Origin of the sequence: Amycolatopsis nivea (assembly GCF_004522235.1) — a bacterium.
Taxonomy (GTDB): Bacteria; Actinomycetota; Actinomycetes; order Mycobacteriales; family Pseudonocardiaceae; genus Amycolatopsis; species Amycolatopsis nivea.
In genome coordinates this window covers 47,308-67,858 of sequence record NZ_SDLT01000030.1, presented here as the reverse complement: position 1 = coordinate 67,858, position 20,551 = coordinate 47,308, and the positions used below count along the sequence as shown (strand labels likewise).

Annotated in this window: 23 protein-coding genes; 9 read left to right on the top strand and 14 right to left on the bottom strand. The window is 67.8% G+C overall.

Annotation, left to right across the window (positions count from 1 at the left end):
* Position 1: 1 nt before the first annotated feature.
* Genes EIZ44_RS44895 through EIZ44_RS30000 form a run of 3 tightly spaced genes read right to left on the bottom strand, consistent with a single transcriptional unit; the run spans position 2 to position 2,396 of the window.
* The gene (locus EIZ44_RS44895; protein ID WP_167754320.1) at positions 2 to 1,303 is read right to left on the bottom strand and encodes a WXG100 family type VII secretion target; all 1,302 of its coding nucleotides are present in this window, start codon (positions 1,301 to 1,303) and stop codon (positions 2 to 4) included.
* A complete protein-coding gene (locus EIZ44_RS30005) occupies positions 1,303 to 1,923 on the bottom strand; it encodes a DUF3558 domain-containing protein (RefSeq protein ID WP_134732632.1) in 621 nt (206 codons plus the stop codon). The genes EIZ44_RS44895 and EIZ44_RS30005 overlap by 1 nt, the downstream gene beginning before the upstream one ends.
* A complete protein-coding gene (locus EIZ44_RS30000; protein WP_134732631.1) occupies positions 1,920 to 2,396 on the bottom strand; it encodes a PE domain-containing protein in 477 nt (158 codons plus the stop codon). The genes EIZ44_RS30005 and EIZ44_RS30000 overlap by 4 nt, the downstream gene beginning before the upstream one ends.
* A 223-nt stretch (positions 2,397 to 2,619) precedes the next feature.
* On the opposite strand from EIZ44_RS30000, the gene EIZ44_RS29995 reads away from it, so the two are divergent.
* A complete protein-coding gene (locus tag EIZ44_RS29995; protein ID WP_134732630.1) occupies positions 2,620 to 3,549 on the top strand; it encodes a patatin-like phospholipase family protein in 930 nt (309 codons plus the stop codon).
* Here the strand turns inward: EIZ44_RS29995 and EIZ44_RS29990 are convergent.
* The 3 genes from EIZ44_RS29990 to EIZ44_RS29980 all read right to left on the bottom strand — a co-directional run bounded on the left by EIZ44_RS29990 (position 3,513) and on the right by EIZ44_RS29980 (position 5,439).
* Positions 3,513 to 3,995, bottom strand: a complete 483-nt coding sequence (locus EIZ44_RS29990; RefSeq protein WP_134732629.1) for a hypothetical protein — start codon at positions 3,993 to 3,995, stop codon at positions 3,513 to 3,515. The two genes, EIZ44_RS29995 and EIZ44_RS29990, sit on opposite strands and share 37 nt — an antisense overlap.
* 72 nt (positions 3,996 to 4,067) lie before the next feature.
* A complete protein-coding gene (locus EIZ44_RS29985) occupies positions 4,068 to 4,916 on the bottom strand; it encodes an SAM-dependent methyltransferase (protein WP_037807331.1) in 849 nt (282 codons plus the stop codon).
* A gap of 49 nt (positions 4,917 to 4,965) precedes the next feature.
* Entirely contained in the window at positions 4,966 to 5,439 is a 474-nt protein-coding gene (locus EIZ44_RS29980) for a MarR family winged helix-turn-helix transcriptional regulator (RefSeq protein WP_037807333.1), read from the bottom strand.
* A 164-nt stretch (positions 5,440 to 5,603) separates the two neighbouring features.
* Between EIZ44_RS29980 and EIZ44_RS29975 the strand changes: the two genes are divergently transcribed.
* Positions 5,604 to 6,566: an alpha/beta hydrolase gene (locus tag EIZ44_RS29975; RefSeq protein WP_134732628.1), complete on the top strand. Its 963-nt coding sequence runs from the start codon at positions 5,604 to 5,606 to the stop codon at positions 6,564 to 6,566.
* Positions 6,567 to 6,722: 156 nt separating this feature from the next.
* Positions 6,723 to 7,940: an alpha/beta hydrolase gene (locus EIZ44_RS29970; protein ID WP_134732627.1), complete on the top strand. Its 1,218-nt coding sequence runs from the start codon at positions 6,723 to 6,725 to the stop codon at positions 7,938 to 7,940.
* 3 nt (positions 7,941 to 7,943) lie between these two features.
* Here the strand turns inward: EIZ44_RS29970 and EIZ44_RS29965 are convergent, their stop codons facing one another.
* On the bottom strand, positions 7,944 to 8,822 hold the full coding sequence (locus tag EIZ44_RS29965) for a serine hydrolase (RefSeq protein ID WP_134732626.1): 879 nt from the start codon (positions 8,820 to 8,822) through the stop codon (positions 7,944 to 7,946).
* A gap of 119 nt (positions 8,823 to 8,941) precedes the next feature.
* Complete coding sequence (locus tag EIZ44_RS29960; RefSeq protein ID WP_037807340.1) at positions 8,942 to 9,520, bottom strand: TetR/AcrR family transcriptional regulator; 579 nt, start codon at positions 9,518 to 9,520, stop codon at positions 8,942 to 8,944.
* A 90-nt stretch (positions 9,521 to 9,610) separates the two neighbouring features.
* Here EIZ44_RS29960 and EIZ44_RS29955 point away from each other — a divergent pair, with 90 nt between their 5' ends.
* Both EIZ44_RS29955 and EIZ44_RS29950 read left to right on the top strand, forming a co-directional pair.
* Entirely contained in the window at positions 9,611 to 10,057 is a 447-nt protein-coding gene (locus tag EIZ44_RS29955; protein ID WP_134732625.1) for an anthrone oxygenase family protein, read from the top strand.
* Positions 10,058 to 10,221: 164 nt separating this feature from the next.
* Positions 10,222 to 10,752, top strand: coding sequence for a DUF4383 domain-containing protein (locus tag EIZ44_RS29950; RefSeq protein ID WP_134663819.1), 531 nt, complete (start codon positions 10,222 to 10,224; stop codon positions 10,750 to 10,752).
* A gap of 59 nt (positions 10,753 to 10,811) precedes the next feature.
* Here the strand turns inward: EIZ44_RS29950 and pcaB are convergent, their stop codons facing one another.
* Positions 10,812 to 12,167 (bottom strand): 3-carboxy-cis,cis-muconate cycloisomerase, encoded by a 1,356-nt coding sequence (gene pcaB / locus EIZ44_RS29945; protein ID WP_134732624.1) that lies wholly within the window; start codon positions 12,165 to 12,167, stop codon positions 10,812 to 10,814.
* On the opposite strand from pcaB, the gene EIZ44_RS29940 reads away from it, so the two are divergent.
* Positions 12,166 to 12,489: a hypothetical protein gene (locus EIZ44_RS29940; RefSeq protein WP_134732623.1), complete on the top strand. Its 324-nt coding sequence runs from the start codon at positions 12,166 to 12,168 to the stop codon at positions 12,487 to 12,489. The genes pcaB and EIZ44_RS29940 overlap by 2 nt on opposite strands.
* Positions 12,490 to 12,885: 396 nt before the next feature.
* On the top strand, positions 12,886 to 13,068 hold the full coding sequence (locus EIZ44_RS29935; protein WP_134732622.1) for a hypothetical protein: 183 nt from the start codon (positions 12,886 to 12,888) through the stop codon (positions 13,066 to 13,068).
* A gap of 90 nt (positions 13,069 to 13,158) precedes the next feature.
* On the opposite strand, the gene EIZ44_RS29930 is transcribed toward EIZ44_RS29935, so the two are convergent.
* The gene (locus tag EIZ44_RS29930; RefSeq protein ID WP_134663810.1) at positions 13,159 to 13,698 is read right to left on the bottom strand and encodes a DinB family protein; all 540 of its coding nucleotides are present in this window, start codon (positions 13,696 to 13,698) and stop codon (positions 13,159 to 13,161) included.
* Between the two features lie 331 nt (positions 13,699 to 14,029).
* Here EIZ44_RS29930 and EIZ44_RS29925 point away from each other — a divergent pair, with 331 nt between their 5' ends.
* Both EIZ44_RS29925 and EIZ44_RS29920 read left to right on the top strand, forming a co-directional pair.
* Positions 14,030 to 15,127 (top strand): tryptophan dimethylallyltransferase family protein, encoded by a 1,098-nt coding sequence (locus EIZ44_RS29925; protein WP_238603540.1) that lies wholly within the window; start codon positions 14,030 to 14,032, stop codon positions 15,125 to 15,127.
* A gap of 45 nt (positions 15,128 to 15,172) precedes the next feature.
* Positions 15,173 to 16,546 carry a tryptophanase gene (locus EIZ44_RS29920; RefSeq protein WP_134732621.1) on the top strand — a complete coding sequence of 458 codons (1,374 nt, stop codon included), beginning with the start codon at positions 15,173 to 15,175 and terminating at the stop codon, positions 16,544 to 16,546.
* Between the two features lie 60 nt (positions 16,547 to 16,606).
* Here the strand turns inward: EIZ44_RS29920 and EIZ44_RS29915 are convergent, their stop codons facing one another.
* Genes EIZ44_RS29915 through EIZ44_RS29900 form a run of 4 tightly spaced genes read right to left on the bottom strand, consistent with a single transcriptional unit; the run spans position 16,607 to position 20,368 of the window.
* On the bottom strand, positions 16,607 to 17,194 hold the full coding sequence (locus tag EIZ44_RS29915; RefSeq protein WP_009071593.1) for a GTP-binding protein: 588 nt from the start codon (positions 17,192 to 17,194) through the stop codon (positions 16,607 to 16,609).
* Positions 17,175 to 17,540 carry a DUF742 domain-containing protein gene (locus EIZ44_RS29910; protein WP_037807351.1) on the bottom strand — a complete coding sequence of 122 codons (366 nt, stop codon included), beginning with the start codon at positions 17,538 to 17,540 and terminating at the stop codon, positions 17,175 to 17,177. Before EIZ44_RS29910 ends, EIZ44_RS29915 begins: the two co-directional genes overlap by 20 nt.
* Positions 17,537 to 17,962: a roadblock/LC7 domain-containing protein gene (locus EIZ44_RS29905; protein ID WP_009071597.1), complete on the bottom strand. Its 426-nt coding sequence runs from the start codon at positions 17,960 to 17,962 to the stop codon at positions 17,537 to 17,539. Before EIZ44_RS29905 ends, EIZ44_RS29910 begins: the two co-directional genes overlap by 4 nt.
* 42 nt (positions 17,963 to 18,004) lie before the next feature.
* A complete protein-coding gene (locus EIZ44_RS29900; protein WP_134732620.1) occupies positions 18,005 to 20,368 on the bottom strand; it encodes a sensor histidine kinase in 2,364 nt (787 codons plus the stop codon).
* Positions 20,369 to 20,551: the final 183 nt, after the last annotated feature.

The following is a 20,551-nucleotide window of genomic DNA, read 5'->3' as shown; positions in this document are numbered from 1 at the left end:
GTCAGGCTCCGATGGTGGGCGGGGTCGGGCGCATTCCGTCGGGGTAGCCGCCGAACAACTCGTCGACGTCGTCGTCGAGGTAGGTGACTTTCCGCTGGTGCTCCTCGTCTTCGGTGCCCTTGCCTTTACCAGCGCCAGCGCCCATGCCGCCCACTCCCGGCGATCCCTTGGCTCCCGTTCCGCCGACGATGCCGGGACGCGCCGCGCTCTGGCCGCTCGCTGGGGTCCCGGTACCGGTTCCCGCCCCTGCGCCAAGCTGCGGTCCGCTGCGCGACCCGACGTTGCCTCCGTTGCCGGTCCGTCCGCCGACGCTGCTCTCCCCGCTGCCGCCGGGAGCGCCGAATCCGCCAGTCGGGAGACCGAACCCGCCGCCGGTCGAATCCGTGCCGCTGGTGGCCGGTCCGAATGTCGGCAGCCGTCCGGAGCCGAACCCAGGCGCGTCGCTGACCGGTGCCTTAGGCGTGTACCCGGCCGTGGTGGTGGAATCCGGTGCTGAGGCGTGCTCCGCAGGGGAGCTTCCGCTGTCCGGAAGGTGAGCGGAGCCGGTTGCTGGTGGCGGCACGGAGCTGCTGACCGGGCTGGACCCGAGGATGCTGCCGCTGGGGCTGGACGGGTGTCCGCCGCTGGGGCTGGGCGGGTACCCGCCGCTGGGGCTGGGTGCGTACCCGCCGCTGGGGTCAGGCGTGTGTCCGCCGCCGTGGAAGCCCCCGCTGTACCCGCCGCTGCTTCCGGTTCCGCCAGTCGGGCCGGACGTCCCGCCGACGCTCGGCGCGGAACCGACCGCGATCCCGGCCGGAGCGGCATTCAAAACCGGATAATCCTTGGCCGAAGAATTGCGATTCCCGTTCGTTGTGGCGACGTAAGTCCCGTAGGCTTCTTTATTGTTTTTGTCGGCGTCATCCCACCTTGCCGCGGATTTTTCCGAATCACTCGCGCCGAACGGACTGTAGCTGGCCAAATCGTTGGTATCGGGACGATTGGCGTCCATCGGAGTGAGCTTGTTGAGCGTGCTGTGAAAGCCGCCATTCTGCGCGGTGAGGGATTGAGCGCTGCGGCCGAGGTCCTCCGACGCCTGCTGAGAGGTTTCCAGCAGCGGGGTGAGCCCAGCCTTGGCCTTGCCCGCTGCGTCGCCCTCCCAGGAAGCGTCCATCTTGCCTTGCAGCCGGGCAATCCGCGTCACGAGCTCCTCGTGGGCGGATTTAAGCGCTTCGGCCGCCTGCTGGCCAGAATCGAGGGAGGCGGTGTTGCCGCCGTAGCGGTGCATCCGGGCGTAGACATCCGCGCCGGTGTAGCCGTCCGGCATCAATGGCCTCCCTTCTGGAGGTATTGGATCACGTATCCGGCTACCTTTTTACCGACTTCGCAGCTGTCGGCGAAAGGCTTCTTGAGACTGTCGAGGTTGACGTTGATGACGTAGGTGAGGTCATTGCGCAGTCCGACGGTCATCGTGCAGAGCCCTGCCGGAGAATTGCTAGCCGGGTCGTAGATGACACCCGGGTAGCCCGCCACAGTGAAGGGCTCGAACTTGGTTAATGCACCAGCCTTCTGCTGGCCGTAGATGCCGCTAAGGCCACTGTGGCTCGGATCCTTGGTTACCACGGTTCCGCCTACAGAGGAAGGTCCATCGTCCGTAGCGAAGCGCCAGCCACAAGTCGGTCCGGTCGCGCCGTCGGGTTGAGGGGCTGTGTTCTTAAACGGAGCGCCCAGGCTCGTGACCTGGTCCGCGTTCATCGCGGCGCAGGGGTCCTTTTCCAGCGGCGTCGCGTCGAGTGGTGCGGGCACTGATGGCGCACCGAACTGGGGTCCCGCAGAACTGGAAGGGGGAGGCGCCGTGGGAGTTGCGTTGCCAGGCTCGCCGGAACAACCGCTGAGCAGGACTGCGGCGAGCGCGAACGTGAACGTGGCGGCGTAGCGGCTATTCATCGCGAGGGGTTGACGCCTTTCAGGTGATCCGTTGCCTGGTGCTCTTGCTTTTGGTAAGTATCCAGGGCCTGTTGAAACGCGTCCTTCTGACGCTGGAGTTCGGCCACCACGCTGTTGAGATAGTTGTTGTACGACCGACCTGCCGCGTTGGCGTCTTGCACATAAGCGATGCTGGCGACTTCATCACCCATTGGCACGAAAGAAGTCAAGGCTCGAGCCTGCTGGCGAGGGTCGAGTTGAATCCAGTCGAGGATGTCGTCGATCTCGGTGACGATCTCCTTGAGCAGCTCCGGAGTCAGCCGATACCCGCCACCACCGGTGGACATGCCCTCATTGGCCTTCGCCTGTGCATCGGCGGCTTCCTTCGCCACCTGCTCCGGCGTTTTGTCCCGGACGTACTTGTACCCCGGCACCAACGGACCCTGCATGTTCGCGGGCAGGTGTCTGACGCGCTCGACGCCGTCATCAGTCACGAAAGCCTCCCCAGCTTCCTCACCGAACAATACGGACAGTATCACGGTTGTCTGCAGACGGTGACAGAATCACCGGTCTTGATGATCACGAATCGGTGGTGCCGGGACCAGTGCGAGATTGCCGCGAGCGAGAGACCCGCATGACCGCAGCACAAGTCAGGCCGCCCGCGGGGACAGGGCAAATCGGGTCGATCCAAGCCAGGGAAAGGATCAAGATGGAGGAGTGCACCCGGTCCTAGAACTGCTCACCACCCGAATCGCCGAAGGCAGCGTGCCCGGGCAGCGAACAGACGGCCGCCGGCTTGCGCTTGCCGTCGAAGGGGGCAGCAGTCGCGGCACGTACTCCAGCGGGATGGTGCTCGCGCTCGACGAACTTGGGGCTACCACCGCGTTCGACGACGTCTACGGTGCCTCCGCCGGTGCGCTCAACGCGGCGTGGCTATTGTGCGGCCGCTCCCGGACTGGCGTGCGGACGTGGTGGAATCCGGCCGTCATGCGGCGGATCATCAATCCGCTGCACACCTTGCGCGGCCGGGCGGTGATCGATCTCGAGTATCTCGTGCACCAGGTCTACTCGGTGCTCGAACCGATGGATTTCCCGGCGATACTGGCGAATCCGGTCGAATTCCATCCGCTCGCCACCGACGCCGACACTGGCGAGTCGACTGATCTGCATCCGTTCATCGAGGACGTCGACGGGATCAAGACAGCGCTCGCGGCGTCGTCGTGCATGCCGGTGTTGGCCGGGCCGCCGATTGCGATGGGTGGGCGGCGGTTCGTGGACGCGGGGATCGCCGAGCCGTTGCCGTTTCGTACCGCGCTCGCGCAGGGGGCGACGGACGTGCTGGTGTTGCGGACCCGGCGCGAGGACGAGCATCCGGTGCCTCCGCCGCGGGTACAGGATGTGGTGGTGCCCCGGTTCCTCCGGAGGCACGCGCCGGGCACCATCGATGCTTGGCGGACGCAGTATCACCGGGATCTGGAGGACGAGCGCCAGTTGCGGGAAGACCCGCGGCTGGTGAGTGTGCGGCCGCCCGCTGGTGCGCCGGATGTTGTGGTGCTGGAACGTGATCCGGCCGTCTTGCGGCGTGCGGTGGAGTTGGGGCGGGACGCGGTTTACGCGGCGTTGGAAGGCTTGCGCAGGGCCTCGTGACTACGGGAGCGGACCGTCAGTCGTTGGGCGGCAAGGGAAACGGCGAGGTAGAGCAAGATTGAAGCGCTGCCGAGACCGCGGGTGGAATTGACTGCGTCGACGGCGAAGTCTAGTCCTAAGTGGATGCCGAAGGAAATCAACCACAGGGCGGCGGTCAGCCAATTGCCTTGCCGCCACAGGGTTCCGTCGGAGCGCCAGATTCGCATGGTGTATCCGCGGGCTACGCCGAAGCCGCCAGCTGCCACGAAACTGGTGGCTAGCAACAGGATCGCCGTTGAGGTCGGGGTGGTTGTCGCGATGGCGAACCCGAGTGAGGCGGCACCCAGCGCGCTGATGACGAGCAGGACTACCGGCGGGCGGTCGGCGCGGCGGGCTTGCAGTTGTCGCCAGATCAGCCAGGTCAGGACGACCAGGCCGATCAGGATGTTGTCGAAGGTGTTCGGCACGGGGACCACAGTGCCGGGCCGGGGCCGTCCCGCGCCTCCACCCGGGGGTGGAGGCCGGGTGGGAAAACCCTGTCAGGCCTGCGGTTTGCGGGCCACGCCGCCGATCACGCGCGACTCCGACGGCGCCTTCGCGAACACCGTGTCGGCGTCCGGATGCCACGCCGGCGCGTACACCAGGCCCGGTTCGAGCAGCGGCCAGCCGCCGAAGAAACGCTCGAACTCCGCCTTCGTGCGCAGGATGCCCGGGTTCGTCGTCGACTCGTAGTACTTGATGATGTCGACCAGCGCCTGGCGTTCGTTGTCGTCCACCGGGTTTTCGTTGGTCATCTGGGAAAGAACGAGCAACGAGCCCGGCGCGAGCTGCTTGCGGTAGAACTCGAGGATGCCGTCCGGGTCCTGCTCGTCCTTGATGAAGTGCAGCACCGCGTTCACGATCAGCGCCACCGGCTGCCGGACGTCGATCACGTGCGAATCGGCGACCCGGTCCCACAATTCGGCGGGCTGCAGGAGGTCGGCGGCCATCGCCTGGTGCCGGTCCTCGTCCGCGGTGTCGGCGAGCAGCACCTGCGAATGCGCGAGCGCTACCGGCTCGTTGTCCAGGTACAGCACGGAAGTGTCGTGCTCGGGGCGTTCGTCGTCGGCCACCTCGTGCACGTTGCCCGCGGTGGGCAGGCCGGAGCCGATGTCGACGAACTGCCGGATGCCCTCGCGCACGCACTGGCGCACCGCGCGGCCGAGGAACTGCCTGCTGGTGCGGCAGTACTCGCCCATCAGCGGCAGCCGTTCGCGCACCTTCTCGGCGAACATCCGGTCGATCGCGTAGTTGGTGGTGCCGCCGATGAAGTAGTCGTAGACACGGGCCGCCGACGGCCGGTCCAGACTGGCTTCCACCGCGCGCAGTGCTTCGTCCTGTGTGCTCATCGCCGTCCTCACGCTCGCCCTGGCGCTCATGCTAACCATGGCGCCCGGGTCAGCTCGGCCGGTAGGACTCCCGGTAGGCGTTGACCGACGCCGTCAGCTGGTCCATCGCGGCGCGCATCCGGCCCAGTTCGGCGTTGTCCAGGTTCATCGCCGCTCCGACGTGCGGCGGGATCCGTTCCGCCTTGGCGCGCAAGGCGGATCCCTGCCCGGTCAGCCGGATGCGGACCGAGCGCTCGTCGTCGGACTGGCGTTCGCGCTTGATCAGCCCGGCCTTCTCCAGCCGCTTGAGCAGCGGAGACAGCGTGCCGGAGTCGAGGTTCAGCGCGGAGCCGAGTTCCTTGACCTGCTGCTCGTCCTGCTGCCACAGCGCGAGCATCACCAGGTACTGCGGATACGTGAGGTCGAGCGGTTCCAGCAGCGCGCGGTAGAGCGCGGTGACCGCCCGGGAGGCCGAGTACAGGCCGAAGCACAGCTGGTCGTCAAGCAGCAGCGAGCCGGTTTCCCCGGCGTCTGGGCTGGTCATCGGTCGCCTCCCGCGAGTTTCTCCTGCCAGCTCTCCATCCTCTCTCGGCTGGCCCGCGAGGGCAACTCAAGTGCTCTAGATCTCATTGAGCAACATTGAGTTGTGCACAACTAAGTTGAGAGCTATATTTGTGCGGTCCGACCGATCCGCTACCGGAGGAAGCCATGACCGCGAACCCGCAGAACCTCGTCCTCGAACCGGCCGCCCAGGCGTTCGCCGAGGCCACCGACCAGCCTCCGTACCTGTTCCAGCTCCCGCCCGCCGAGGGCCGCAAGGCGGTCGACGGCGTCCAGGACGGCGACGTCGAACTCGCCCCGGCCGACATCGAGACGCTGACCGTCCCGGGCGGACCGAACGGCGACGTCGAGGTCCGGATCGTCAAGCCGCGGGGCGTCACCGGGGACTTGCCGGTGCTCGTCTACATCCACGGGGCTGGCTGGGTCTTCGGCGATTTCCACACCCACGAGCGGCTCGTCCGCGAACTCGCCGCCGGAACCGGCGCGGCTGTCGTTTTCCCGGAATACAGCCGTTCGCCCGAGGTCCGCTACCCCGTCGCGATCGAAGAGAACTACGCCGCCGTGAAGTGGGTTGTCCAGCATGGTGCGGAGAAGGGGCTCGACACCACGCGAATCGCGATCGCGGGTGACTCCGTCGGCGGAAACATGACCGCGGCGCTGACGCTGATGGCGAAAGAGCGCGGTGACGTGAAATTCCTGCAGCAGGTGCTGTTCTACCCGGTCACTGACGCTTCGTTCGACACCGAGTCGTACACCAAGTTCGCCGATGGCTACTTCCTCAGCCGCGAAGGCATGAAGTGGTTCTGGGACCAGTACACGACCGACGAAGCGCAGCGTGCCGAGATCACCGCTTCGCCGCTTCGCGCAACTGTGGAGCAGTTGACCGGACTGCCGCCGGCGCTCGTGATCACTGGCGAGGCGGACGTCCTTCGCGACGAAGGCGAGGCGTACGCCGCGAAGCTGCGTCAGGCGGGCGTGCCGGTGACGGCGGTTCGGTACCAGGGCGTGATCCACGACTTCGTGATGGTGAACGCGCTTCGTGAAACGCACGCGGCGGAAGCGGCGATCACTCAAGCGATCACGGTGCTGCGCGGCGCATTCGGCAACTAATCAGGGACGAACGGGCAATCCTGAGGTTTCGCTGAGTTTGTCGGGGCCATTCCGGCGTGATCGCCGTCACGTGATCACAACGAGGGTGGCCCCTCAAACGTATCTAGAGCAGCGGGTCCCGCCTTTCGGGCGCGCGATCGGTCCTGGAGGTTTCCCGTGCACCTGAGCGCAATCAGGTTGGATTCGCCCGTCATGCTCGCGGTGATCGGCGTGCTCGCGCTCCTCGCGGTCGTCTCGGTCCCGTGGTTTTGGGACAAATGGCGCAAGCGCAAGCAGATCGGCCGCAGTGCGACGGTGGTTGTCGCGCTGTGCCTCGTCATCGTCACCCTTGGCTTGACCGGCAACATGATCGGCGGATTCTTCCCGACGCTCGGCTCGCTGCTCGGGACCGGCGCGTTCGCCGCCGAGGGCATCGACGTCGAGGGCGGCGACAACGGCGTCGACCTCGGCCGGGCGCGCGACCTCGGGGTGGCGCACGCGCGGGTCGGCAAGGGGACCATCGCGCACGTGACGGTGACCGGGCGGCGCACCGGCCTGACCCGCGACGTGACGGTTTACCTTCCGCCGCAATACTTCCAGCATCCGTACAAGGCGATGCGGTTCCCGGCGATCATCTGGATCCCGAACTACCCGTCCGGCCCCGAGGTCACCACCGCCCCGATCGGGTACCACCTGCCCGAACAGCTTGACGCGGCGATTTCGAAGCATCTCCTGCCGCCGGTGATCGTGCTGATCCCGGACCCGACCGGAACGCCGAAAATCGGCCACGACACCGAATGCGTCGACGAGGTCAACGGAAGTCCCAACGACACCTATTTGTCCGCGGACGTCCGGGAATGGGGAATCCAGCGACTCGGCCTCAATCCGGACCGCCGGGCGTGGACGATCGCGGGCTGGTCGTCCGGCGGCTATTGCGCGCTGAACCTCGTGACGCGGCATCCGCAGTGGTATGCGCAGGCGGCGAGCGTGAGCGGCTACGAAAAGGCGCAAGTGGACGGCGAAACCGAGAACCTTTTCCGCGGCCGCAAGGACATCGAGGACGCGAACAATGTCAAGATCACCCTCCGGCAGCATCCGGCCCCGCTGGAACTGCTCGCGATCTCCGGCGAGAAGGAACAGAACGAAAGCCGGGCGGTCGACCAGATGCGCGCCGCCGCGCAGCCGCCGGTTCAGTTCACGACGTGGCGGATCCCGGACGCGGGGCACAACATGAACACGTTCAAGGCGCAGCTGCCGGACGTGCTGACGTGGATCGGGCAGCGGATCCCCGGCCCGTCGGCTCCGGGGCAGCGGGCCGACGTGACCGGCGGGGTGAAGCCGTGGCCGTTGCCGAGCACGGGCGCGCGGGGCGCGCTGACCGCGGTGGAGCAGTGACGCTCAGCGGATCCCGGGAAGGTGCTTGACCACTTCGGTGACCTGGGTTTCGGCGTCGTCGTAGCTGACCGTGCGGGGATTCTCGGTGAGGACGACGACGATGTAGCGGTTGTCCTTGACCAGGCCTGAGGTGTGCAGGATGCGCCCGGGGTTGCAGCAGGACCAGCCTTGTTTGACCGCCCAGCGCACGTCGCCGAGAGCGTCCGGGATGCCGAAGTACTGACGGAAGCCGTCGGCTCCGTTTTCGGTGGCCTCGCCGAGGGCCTGGAGAATCGTCGTGCGGTGCTCAGCCGGTGCCCGGTCCATCAGGTAGCGGTAGACACGCGTGATGTCGGCGGCGGTGATTTCGGTGTCGCCCCAGCGTCCCGGTGCCTTGGGCGGCCTCGTTTCAGCGAGGCCCATTTCGGTCACCGCTTCGTGGACGATCCTCGTCTCGCCGCCCGCGACCCACAGCTGGCTGGCGGTGTCGTCGTCGCTGCGGGAGAGCATTTCCCGCACGGTTCCCGGACTGCTGCCGCGGTCGAGTGCGTCGAGGGCGATGAGCAGCTTCACGAGGGACGCGGAGGTGTAGTGCCGGTGCGCGTCGAGGGAGACCGGGGTCGTCCCTGTGGTGCGGTCGTAGACGACCACGCTGACGTGCCCTTGCGGGACGAGCGCGGGGAGTTCGGTGTTGAGATCCGCGCCTTGCTGGGGCGCGGAGCTGCCGGTGCTCCGCTTCGGGCCGGGGGTGCCCGAGTCGGAGGCAGGCGAGATGACGCCCGGCCCGTCCGTCGGTCCGGCGGCCGTGATCACCTGCCGGTACGGCTCGGCCTCGGTGGCCAGAAACGCGATGACCGCACCGAGAACGAGACCGAGCAAAAGGAACGTGTTCGCCCTGCGCATGCCCCGAGTTCCCCGATCGAGTGATCAGGGTTCGCCGAATGGGGCGGCTTTGTGGGATGGCTCTCGGTACCGGCCAGTACGCGTGACGCTCGGGCGTGCTGCGGGCAAGCAGCGGTGGATCAGACCACGACGAGGCGTTCCACCAGCAGGCCGATGCGCTGTTCGGCAAACTCCCGCGGCTGCCGTCCCGCTCGGGTCAGCGTCGCGATCCCGTGCAGGGACGCCCAGAACAACTCGGTGAACAGACCCGGTGCGACGCCGTCCCCGGCGACCTCGCCGAGGGTTTCCAGCAGGGCGGCGAAGGCGTCTTTCAGCTGCTCCGGGGTGTCGTCCTGCGCGAACGCGAGGCCGCCGTCGAGCTGGAAGATGGCGTCGTAGACCGCCGGGTGGTGCTCGGCGAAGTCGAGGTACGCGCGGGCGAGGGCGGTGACCCGGGCGCGCGGATCGGTCACGCCGAGGGTTGCCGCCCGCACCGCAGCCGCCAGTTCGGCGGCTCCTTCGAGCGCGACCGCGCCGATGATCTCGCGCTTGCCGCGGAAGTGGCTGTAGAGAACGGGCTGGCTGTACTCGATGCGCTCGGCGAGCCTGCGGGTGGTGACCGCGTCCCAGCCCTGCTGCTCGGCGAGCTCACGGGCCGTCGCGACGATGAGGCGCTCGCGTTCCGCCTGTTCGCGCTGTTTGCGTGTGTGGACCGACATGAGCTGAGTCTAGCACTGCTAGACAACCGAGCGGCAGTAGTACTAGCATCGCCTCATCAGCTAGCAACGCTAGATTTTGGGAAGGTCATCATGCTCAACGCACTCGCGGTCTGCACCATCGTGGTCGTCGGCGTGATGGTGGGGGTCGAGTTTTCCGTCGCCTTCGTCATCAACGCGATCCTCAACGGGCTCCCGGACGACAGCAATCAGCAAGGCCGCTCCCACGGCGGCCGGATGCTCGGCGCCCTCATGCCGTTCTGGTACATCGGTTCGCTCGTCCTGAGCGCGATCTGGGCGATCGCCGCGTGGGGCCGGCCGGGCACCAGCCTTGTCGTGATCGGGGCCGGACTGCTGGTGGTGAGCGTGCTGATGTCGATCCTGCTGCTCGTCCCGATCAACAACCGCGGCAAGACGTGGACGGCGGAGAACCGGCCCGCGGACTGGAAAGAGCAGATGAGCCGGTGGGACCGCTACCACTATGCGCGAGTCGCGATCATCATCGCCGCCTTCGCCCTGCTGGTCGCCGCGCTCGTCTGAGCCGGTGCCCCACGGGGTCACCGCGTGGCTCAGCAGCCTCACCAGCCCCGATCTTGCCCGGCGGCGCGTCCGGGACGGCCGGATTCGGGTTTCGGCCCGGTTTCGGCGGGGGTATTCCTTCAGGGTTGACCCACCGTCATCTCGGTACGGGAAGGACTGGAGTCATGGTTCGTGCGCATCGAGCCCGCGTTCGGGTGGAAGGGCTGCAGCCCGCCCAGGTGCTGGCCGTTCTGCTCGGAGTCCTGTTTCTCGCCTACGGCATCATCGGGCTCGTGAAGTCCGGGTTCGGGGATTTCACCGGACACGGTGTCACTTTGTGGCGGTTTTCCGCCAATCCGCTGAACAACGTCGTCCACGTCGTGACCGGCGTGATCGGCCTGCTGCTCGCTTTGGGTTCCGGCCGCGCGCGGACGTTCGGCTGGCTGCTCTTCATCGGCTACGGCGCGCTGTTCGTCTGGGGTCTGATGCTGACCGGGATGATCTCGGTCAATCCGGTGTCCGGCCTCGGCAACCCGCTGAACCTCGGCGACGCGGACAACTGGCTGCACCTCGGCATCGCCGTCCTGGGCCTGCTGACCGCGGTTCTTCCGGCACGGCACGGGGTTCTGCTTCCGGAGGACGAGGAACCCGTCGACGTCGACCCGGCTGTCCAGCCTCGTCGACACGAGCCCGGCGGGCATGGCTTGGCCCACTAGTCAGTCCACAGTGGAGTAACCGGGATCGTTTGCCGGGCATTTCCGGCAGCGATCCCGGCTTATTCCGTGGGGTCTTCCAGCGCCCGATCCACCAACCGCCGTGCCGCCCCGAGGTACTGCGCCGGGTCTAGCAGACCGGCCAGCGTTGTTGCGTCGACGGCGCTGGTGATCTCCGGCGTGTCCGCCAGAATCTCCGACAGCGGACGGTTTTCCTCAATCGCGCGCCGGGAAGCAGTGCCCAGCAAGTCTTTCGCGCGGGCCTTGCCCAGCTTCGGCGCCAGCGCGGCCGACAGTCGTTCCGAGACGATCAACCCGTTGGTCAGCGCGAGGTTCTTCTGCATGCGGTCCGCGCGAATGTCCAGCCCTCGAACCAAATCCACGGCCGTATGGGCGGCTCCGCCGGTCAGGCGCAGACACTCGCGCAGCAACTGCCACTCGGCCTGCCAGACCCCCGCCGAACGCTCGTCCTCCGCCAGGCCGGACTGCGTAACTCCCGCCGCCAACACCGGTACTTGCAGCGCCGCCGACCGGATCAACGCCGACTGCACCGGGTTTTGCTTGTGCGGCATCGCCGAGGACCCGCCGCCGGTCGCCTCGGTCGCTTCGCCGATCTCGGTGCGGGCGAGGACCTGAACGTCGACCGCGATTTTGCCCAACGCCGTCGTCACGCCAGCCAATGCGGACACCAGTTCGGCTACCGGCGCGCGATCCGCGTGCCAGGGCAAAATTGGTGCGGTCAAACCGGTTTCCTCGGCGAAGGCGGCGACCAACCGTTCCGCATAGTCGGCGGTGCCGTCGCCGTACTGGACATACGCGGCCAACGTTCCTGCCGCGCCACCAAGCGAGACCGGTAATCGGAGCTCAGCGATTCGGCGTGCGGATTCCTGGACGCCTTGCCGCCAGATCGCTGCTTTCAGGCCGAACGTCGTCGGAACCGCGTGGGCGGTGAGGGTGCGTCCGGGCATGACCGTCTCGCGGTGCGTACGTGCCAGCTTGGCGAGCGTGTCCGCGATCGACGTGAGGTCCGCGGTGATCAGCCGCAGAACGTCGCGCGCGACCACCATCATCGCCGTGTCGACAATGTCTTGACTGGTCGAGCCGCGATGTACGTAATCGGCATCGTCCGGGACTTTGGCGGACAGCGTGCGCACCAAGCTGACCACGGGGTTTCCGGTCGCACGCGCGTCGCGAGCCAGTTGGACGACGTCGAGTTCGCCCTCGCCCAGCGCCCGGGCGGCCGCGGCGATGCGCTCGGCTGCCTCGGACGGGACCGTGCCGAGCCGCGCCTGCGCCCGTGCGAGCGCTGCCTCCGCGTCCAACATGGCGGCGGCGAAGGCCCGGTCACCGGTCCCCGCTTCGGCCGGGGTTCCGGCGCGCACCGGGGAGAGCAGGCCGGAATCAGGATCGGCGGTCATGTGGTCCAGCATCGCACGCCGGGTGATTTCGGGAGGGGTGGCCGCTGACCGCTCGCAGCACGGGTGGTGGCAGGACGGGCTTTCGCTGACCAGCTCCGACGGCAATCGCACTGCCGCCGACCACTGGCGCGCGACGGCCGGATGCGGACGGCGCGACCTAGCCACAGGCGGCAGCAAGCACGGCTCGGTGTCGCAGTGCGACTCGACCGACGCACGCGGCGTGCGGACGGCTGGGCGTCGGCTGCGCGACTCAACCGAGGTGGCGGCGAGCGCATGGCTGGGTGTCGGCGCGTGGACGATTGGCCTCGACGGCGCCGCCTAGCCACTGTCGGCCGCGTGTGGACGGCTGAATGTCGACGCGTGACTTGGCTGGAGCGCACTGCGCGTGGACGATTCACCGTCGACGGTGCCACCCAGCCAAAGTTGGCCGCGTGTGGACGGCTGAATGTCGACGCGTGACTTGGCTGGAGCGCACTGCGCGTGGACGATTCACCGTCGACGGTGCCACCCAGCCAAAGTTGGCCGCGTGTGGACGGCTGAATGTCGACGCGTGACTTGGCTGGAGCGCACTGCGCGTGGACGATTCACCGTCGACGGTGCCACCCAGCCAAAGTTGGCCGCGTGTGGACGGCTGAATGTCGACGCGTGACTCGGCCGAAGCGCACAGCGCGCGAACTACTGGGCGTCGGCGGCGCGCCCCAGCCGAAGGCGGCGGCTGGTGTCGGGGCGAGCGACTCGGCCGAAGCGCGTGACGTGCGCACGGCTAGGCGTCGAAGGCGCGACGCAGCCACAACTGGCCGCGCACGAACAGCCGGATGCCGCCACGACTCAGCCGAAGTCGTCGGCGAAAGCGCTGTCCGAACGGTCGCCGCTCACCCGCGAGCAAGCCGTGACCTCATAGGGCCGCCTCCACTCTGGACTCGAGCCAAGCTCCAGGCCATGTCGCCGCCTCACTCCTAATCAGACGTGGCCGAAACACCAAGCGTCACCTTCACCGGCCAGTGGCTCCGTCAGTCACCTCCCGCAGCAAGTCCGCGTGCCCGTTGTGCCGCGCATACTCCGCGATCATCGACAGCAGCATCCACCGCAGCGAGAACGGCTCTCCCGTGGTCTTCCCGACCCCCTGCGCGTCCAGCGACGAAGCCCCTGCCACGATCTCCCGGCTCCGGGCGCACTCCTCGCGCCACAAAGCCAGTGCCTCGTCGAAATCCCCGTCCAGGCGGTCGAAGTCCTGGTTCGGGTCGTCGTCCGAGTAGTGCAGCAGCGGGACGTCCTCGCCGGCGAACTGGATGCGGAACCACCATCGTTCGCAGCCCGCCAGGTGCCGGACCAGGCCGTGGAGCGACATTGTGGACGGCGGCACCGCGCGCGCCGACACGGCTTCCTGGCTCAGGCCCGCGCACTTCAGCGCCAGGGTTTCGCGGTGCCACTCCAGATAGGCCAGCAGCGTCGAGCGTTCGTCGGCGACGCGGGGGATGGGCGGGCGGTCGCTTTCGGCCACCTTGGACAGATGCTTCGGGGTCGTTGTCATGAGACGAGCGTCTCACCCGCCACCGACAATTTTCGGCGCCATCCCGTCGCATCGGGTGCACGGGACACCGTCCGCGCGCAGCAGTGGGCTAGACCACATGGCGGGGGCGGGTAGCCGCAGAATCCGTTCCTGTCGATGCGGAATTCAGGTGAATTCCGGTGTTGATCAGCACACTCAGGCACGGTTTCCGGACGGTGTTGTCGCTCCGTCAGAGGTATCGTGATCGGCATTCCGGGGATTAATCTTCTCGGCGGCCCGTGAACGCCCGCTCCACCGAACAGCGGATGCTTCGCGGGGCCGGACGCACTAATGAAACGGTGAATACAGCGCCATGGTCGGAGCGAGTGTGCCGATGGTCGAGTTGTCGATGTACAGCCACGCCGGTGGTCAACTCGACCGGCTGTGCCGGGCAGTGGGATTCGATCCCGAAGAACGCCGTCACCTGGAACTTCTCCGGTTGTTGCTCGGGGAGTCCGGGGAAATGACCGTCGACGCTCCGGCGCAGTTCCCGTGCAATGTGGCGGACGACACTACGCCGGTGGAATTCTCGGTCGCATTCGACGCCAATGGCGAATGTGTGGTACGGGTTCTCGGCGAGACCGTCGGGGCTCCGGACCCGCGCTCCTTCCTCGCTCAGGTGGCGGGCGAATACGGCCTGGTCACCGACCGGCTCGACGCGGTGGCCGACCTCTTCCTCCCGCACGAGGAGCGCCGCGGGCCGTTCACGCTTTGGTACTCGCTGATCTTCCGCAACGGCGCCGCGCCGAAGATCAAGGTGTACCTGAACCCGCAGATCAGCGGGTCGACCATGGCGGATTCCCTGGTCAGCGAGGGGTTCCGGCGGCTGAATCTCGGCGAGGCGTTCGACCCGGTGGTCGAGCACGCGCTGCGCCGCGGCGAGCGCGACAACTTCACCTTCTTCGCGCTCGACCTCGACGACGACCCGCTGTCCCGGGTCAAGGTCTACGTCTCGCACGACGCCGCCGAGACCGAGGACGCGGTGCGCGCGGCGGAGCTGGTGCCGGGCACGGACCCGATGCTGATCCGGGAGTTCCTCGCCGTCCTCGGCGGCGGAAAAGGTCCGTTCGAAGGTCGCCCGCTGGTTTCCAGTTATTCATTTGTCGAGGGCATGGGCGGCACCCCGGGAAACTACAGTCTTTACCTCCCGATTCGGAGTTACGTGCCCGACGACGAGGTGGCCCGCGCGCGCGTGCACGCCATTCTCGCGCAATACGACTTCGACCCGACACAACTGGACAAAGCGCTGGCAGCGGTTTCGGAAAGGCCGCTGCGCGACGGCGTCGGGCTGATCGCGCACGTGTCGCTGAGAATGGGCGAGTTCGGCTCCGGAATCACCGTCTACCTGTCCTCCGAGGCTTATGCGGTAGCGCCGCCGAGAAAGCGGCCGGTGCTCGGCCGGATGACCTGACGCGGTAGTTTTCGGCTGTCACCCACAACTGGAGGAAATACCCTGATGCGGACCTTCCCGCCGTACCGCTCCCAAGTCGTCGCCGAAATTCCGGTCACCACGCGTGCCGAGCGGGAACAAGCACTCGCCGCGGCGGGTTACAACGCCTTCAACCTGCCCGCGAACAAGGTCAGCATCGACCTGCTCACCGACTCCGGCACCGGCGCGGTCTCGACCCGGCAGGAGGCCGCCGCGGCCGCCGCGGACCGCTCCTACGCCGGGTCGGACTCGTTCTACCGCTTCCGCGACGCGCTGAGCGACCTCACCGGATACCCGCATCTCCTGCCGGTGCACCAGGGCCGCGCGGCCGAGCGCGTGCTGTTCTCCAGCGTGCTCGAAAGCGGCCGGATCTCGGTCAGCAACACGCACTTCGACACCACCCGCGCGAACGTCGAACTGCTCGGCGCCGAGGCGATCGACCTGCCCTGCGCGGAGTTCGGCGACCTCGACAGCCTCGAACCATTCAAGGGCAACATCGACCTGGACGCCCTGGAACGCCTGCTGACCGGCCCGGACGGCAATCGCGTCGGCCAGGTCCTGCTCACCATCACCAACAACGGTGGTGGCGGACAGCCCGTCTCGATGGCGAACCTGGCCGCGGCGGCGAAGCTCGCGCGGACGCACGGTGTGCCGATTTTCCTTGACGCGGCACGGTTCGCGGAGAACGCGTGGCTGGTCATCCAGCGCGAGCCGGGCTACGCGGACAAGACGCCGCGCGAGGTCGCGCGAGAGGCGTTCGGCCTGGTCGACGGCTGTGTCGCGAGCCTGAAGAAGGACGGCATCTCGCCGATGGGCGCGTTCATCGGCCTGACCGACCCGGACCTCGCCCAGACCTGCGAAACCAATCTGATCGCCACCGAAGGCTTCCGCACCTACGGCGGGCTCGCGGCGCACGACCTCGACCGCGTCGCGAAGGGCCTTCAGGAAGTCGTCGACCCGCACTACCTCGCCGCGCGCGCGGGCGAGGCGGCTCGGCTCGCGAGGCAGGCCAACGAGGCCGGAGTGGACATCGTGCAGCCGCCGGGCATCCACGCGCTCTACCTCAACGCAGGACGCCTGCTCCCGCATCTGTCCGCCTCGCGGTTCCCGGGCCACTCGCTGGCCTGCGAGTTGTACCTGGCGGGTGGAATCCGGTGCGTGGAACTGGGTTCGCTCTACCTCGGCACGCTCGACGAGCAGAACGAGCTGATCACCCCGGCCCCGTTCGAGCTGGTCCGGATGGCGCTGCCGCGGCGCGTGTACAGCCAGGGCCACTACGACTACGTGGCCGAAATCCTCGGCGACATCGCGAAAAACCCGGAACAGGTGCCCGGCTACCGGATCGTGGAAGCGCCGAAGATCCTGCGGCACTTCAACCTCCGGATGGCCCCGGTGCACTGAGGACAGACGAACGAGGGGGCTCCCCGCGCCGGGAACCCCCTCGCTGGTCGGAAACCCGGCTCAGGCGGGTTGCGGAACCACCGTCATCGCGTGCTTCACCAGCCGGATCAGCGCGATCTTGCTCGAATCCCGCTGCCGCGCGTCGCACATCACGATCGGCACGCCGTCGGGCACCACGAGCGCCTCGCGGATCTCGTCGGCGGTGTAGCGCGGCGCGTTGTCGAAGCAGTTCACCGCCACGACGAACGGGATCTTCCGCCGCTCGAAGAAGTCGACCGCCGCGAAGCTGGTCTCCAGCCGGCGCGTGTCGACCAGCACGACGGTGCCGATCGCGCCGCGCGCCAGGTCGTCCCACATGAACCAGAACCGTTCCTGGCCAGGGGTGCCGAACAGGTAGAGCACGTGCCGCGGCGAGATGGTGATCCGGCCGAAGTCGAGCGCGACCGTGGTGGTCTTCTTCTGTTCCACGCCGGAAAGGTCGTCGACGCCGGTGCTCGCCTCGGTGAGCACCTCCTCGGTGGACAGCGGCGGGATTTCGCTGACCGAGGCGACCATGGTGGTCTTCCCGGCGCCGAACCCGCCCGCGACGATGATCTTGACCGGGGTCGGCACCGACGCCGCGGCGTCTTCAGAGCTTGATGAGGCCATCGAGAACCGCCTGGAGAGTTTCGTGGTCCGGCACCTGGGCCGGCTGACGGGACGGGGCGCGGGTGATGACGAGACCGCGGTCGATCAGGTCCCCGCACAGCACGCGCACGACGCCGAGCGGCAGCTTCACGTACACCGCGATCTCGGCCACCGACAAGGGTCTGCGGCACAGCTGCGTGATCGCCAGGTGCTCCGGGCCGAGCCCGACCGGGTCCGATCCCTGCTGCAGGGTCATCACCTGGGTGGAAAGGTCGAGCTGGTGTTCAGACGGGGTCCGTCCGCTCGTGATGGTGTACGGCCGGACCAGGGGTCCGGCGGCCTCGTCGTACCAGCCGTCGTCGCTCATGTCGCCTCCCGCAGCAGGTTCGCGGCCTCGCGCGGCGCCGACGCCAGGTAGTCGCCGACGCGCTTGACCAGCCGGTTCATCTCGTACGCGATCATTTCGACATCGATGTCCGCGCCGGCGAGCACGGCGAGGCACGCGCCCTGCCCCGCCGCCGAGACGAACAGGTACCCGCGTTCCATCTCGATCATGTTCTGCAGCACCGGCCCGCGGTTGAACTGCCTGCTCACCCCTTTGGCGAGGCTCTGCAGGCTCGACGCGATGGCCGAGAGCTGGTCCGAGTCGTCCTTGCTCATCCCGGACGACTTGCCGAGCAGCAGGCCGTCGGCGGACAGCACGATGGCGTTCTGCGCGCCGACGACGCGGTTGACGACGTCGTCGAGCAGCCAATTGAGATCAGGGGTGGAATTCCCGTACTCGTTCATGCGGACAGACCCTGACTTTCGGTGTGGTGAGGTGTTCGGTCGTTATGAGTCATTTTGCCCGCCTCGCGCCCGGCGGGTGCCCTTGTGGAACGCCATCAGCGTCCGCGCGGTGGTCTCGCCCGCGTTGGTCACGTCCGCTTCGGCGGCGGCGTCCGGGTCGTCGTGCAGCTGGGCGACGAGGTTCTGCTGCGGCTGCCGGCGCGGGAGCCGGGGCCGGTCGTCGCCCTGCAGCCCGCTGAGGTCCGGTCCGGCGGCGCGCGGCGCGGCCGGGACGTCCGGGATCTGGCCCGCGGACGGGGGATACGGCTCCGGGGTGCGCGGGCTCGGCGTCGGAAGCGGACGGGCCGGGTACGGCCGCGGCGTCGGCTGCGGAGCCTCCGGGACCGAGCGCTGGACGGCGCTTTCCTGCGCGGGCGCGCCGACCTGGGCGAGCGCCGGGGCCTCGTCCGCGGGTTCGGGCGCGTTCGCGTCGGCGAGGTGGTTCGACGGGATCAGCACGGTCGCCCGGGTGCCGCCGTACCGCGACGGGTCGAAGGTGACCGTGATGCCGAGCCGCGAAGCCAGCCGCGCGACCACGAACAGGCCGAGGCTGGAGTCCGCGCGCAGTGCCATCGCGTCGAATTCGGGCGCGTCGGCCATCATCGCGTTAGCCCACTCGCGCACGCCCTCCTTCATGCCCAGCCCCTGGTCGGACACGTCGACCACGACGCCGCGCGCGACCATCCGGCTGGTCACCTCGACCTGCGAACCCGGCGGGGAGAACGACGTCGCGTTGTCGACCAGCTCGGCGACGAGGTGAATGGTGTCGGCGACCGCGGTGCCGACGATCGCGACGTCCGGCACCTGCTCGACCTGCACCCGCGAGTACTGCTCGGTTTCCGAGACGGCCGCGCGCAGCACCTCCATCAGCGAAACCGGTTTGCGCCAGCGCCGTCCGGGCTGCTTGCCGCCGAGGATGATCAGGTTCTCGGTGGTCCGCCGGGCGCGCGCGGCGAGGTGGTCGAGCTGGAACAGCGAAGCCAGCTGGGTCGAGTTCTCTTCGCGGCTTTCCATTTCGTCCAAGATCTGCAGCTGCCGGTGCACCAGCACCTGGTTGCGGTGGGCGATGCCGAGGAACACGTTGTGCACACCGCTGCGCGCCTTCGCCTCGCTCGCGGCCGCGTTGACCGCGGTCAGCTGCGCGGTGTTGAAGGCCTCGGCCACCTGGCCGATCTCGTCCCGGCCGTGGTCCAGCTTCGGCAGCTCGGCCTCGATGTCCACCGGATCGCCGCTCTTGAGCCTGCGGACGATATTCGGCAGCCGGTTGCGCGCCAGGTCGAGCGAGTCGTTGCGCAGCCGCTCGAGGCGCGTCATCAGGGTCCGGTCGACGAGCGAGCGCGACACCCGCACCGCGACGATGATCGCGGCCAGCGAGGCGAGCAGGGCCACGATGCTGCCGATGATCGCGTTGCGCAGCTGCGCGTTCCCGGAGTCGATCGCGGCGGCGGAAACCTGGTCGGCCTGTTCGATGGTGAGCTGGTTCAGACCTTGCGCGACCTGCGCGGTCAGCGCGTGCCAATCGCCCGCCGAGACCGGGACGTTGTTCTGGTCGCCGCTGGTCCACGGGCCGTGCTTGATCAGCGAGTCCTCGGCCGCGTTGAGCCGTTTCCACGCGTCGCTCGTCGAGAGCTGCTGGTAGTGCTGGCGCACGGCTGGTTCGAGGAACGGCGAGATCTGCGCCAACTGCGTGCGGTAGTAGCCGACCAGCTGGGAGAACTGGACGAAGTCGTCCGGCGCGAAGGTGCCGCCGGAGAACGCGGCCGACACCAGCGACGTTTCGCGCGACATCAGGTCGCCCGCGCGGAACAGCGAGGTCGCCGAGATCGCGCCTTGCACCGCGGTCGCGTCGGGGACGATGCGCGCCTGGGTGTCGAACAGCGTCGCCGCGGAGTCGAGGACACCGTTGTAGTAGGAGTTGACCTGCGCGCGGTTGATGCTGCGGAAGTTGACCTGCGAGCGCAGCACCGGCAGCTGGTCGAGCTGCGCCTTCAGCGCGGTGACCTTGCCGGCGATCTCGTCCGGCGCGCTGGAAATGGTGGCGGCGAAGGCGTCCTGCAGACCCTTCAGCTTGCCGTCGCTGTCCTGCTCCTGTTGCTGGAGCTGCTGCGGGCCGGAGCTGGGGCTGTCGAGGTACTGCAGGGCGAGCTGGCGTTCCTGCTGCAGCGACGACAGCGCGGTGAGCGCGGGGATCGAAACGTCACGCACCGAGCCCGCGACGAGCCGCACGTACAAGCCGTTGATGAAGAAGGCCGTCGCCAGCACCGCCCACAGCACGAGCAGGGTGATGCTCGGGATCAGGACCGTCCGGGTCAGCCTCTTCCGGATCGACTTGTCGTACGCCTTGCCGGGATCGTCCTTGTTCTCCACGATGATTCACGAACTCCTGGGTCACCCTCGGCGAGAGTGCGGACACGGCCGGGGAAGCGGACACGCCAGTGGGTGCGAGTGGTCCTCGTCACGGAAATCTCGGATACACCCTTCGTAGGCCCACCGAACGGAACAGCCCCGGTTTCTATCACGAACGGGGGCCTCGTGGTGCCGCTGAACGTG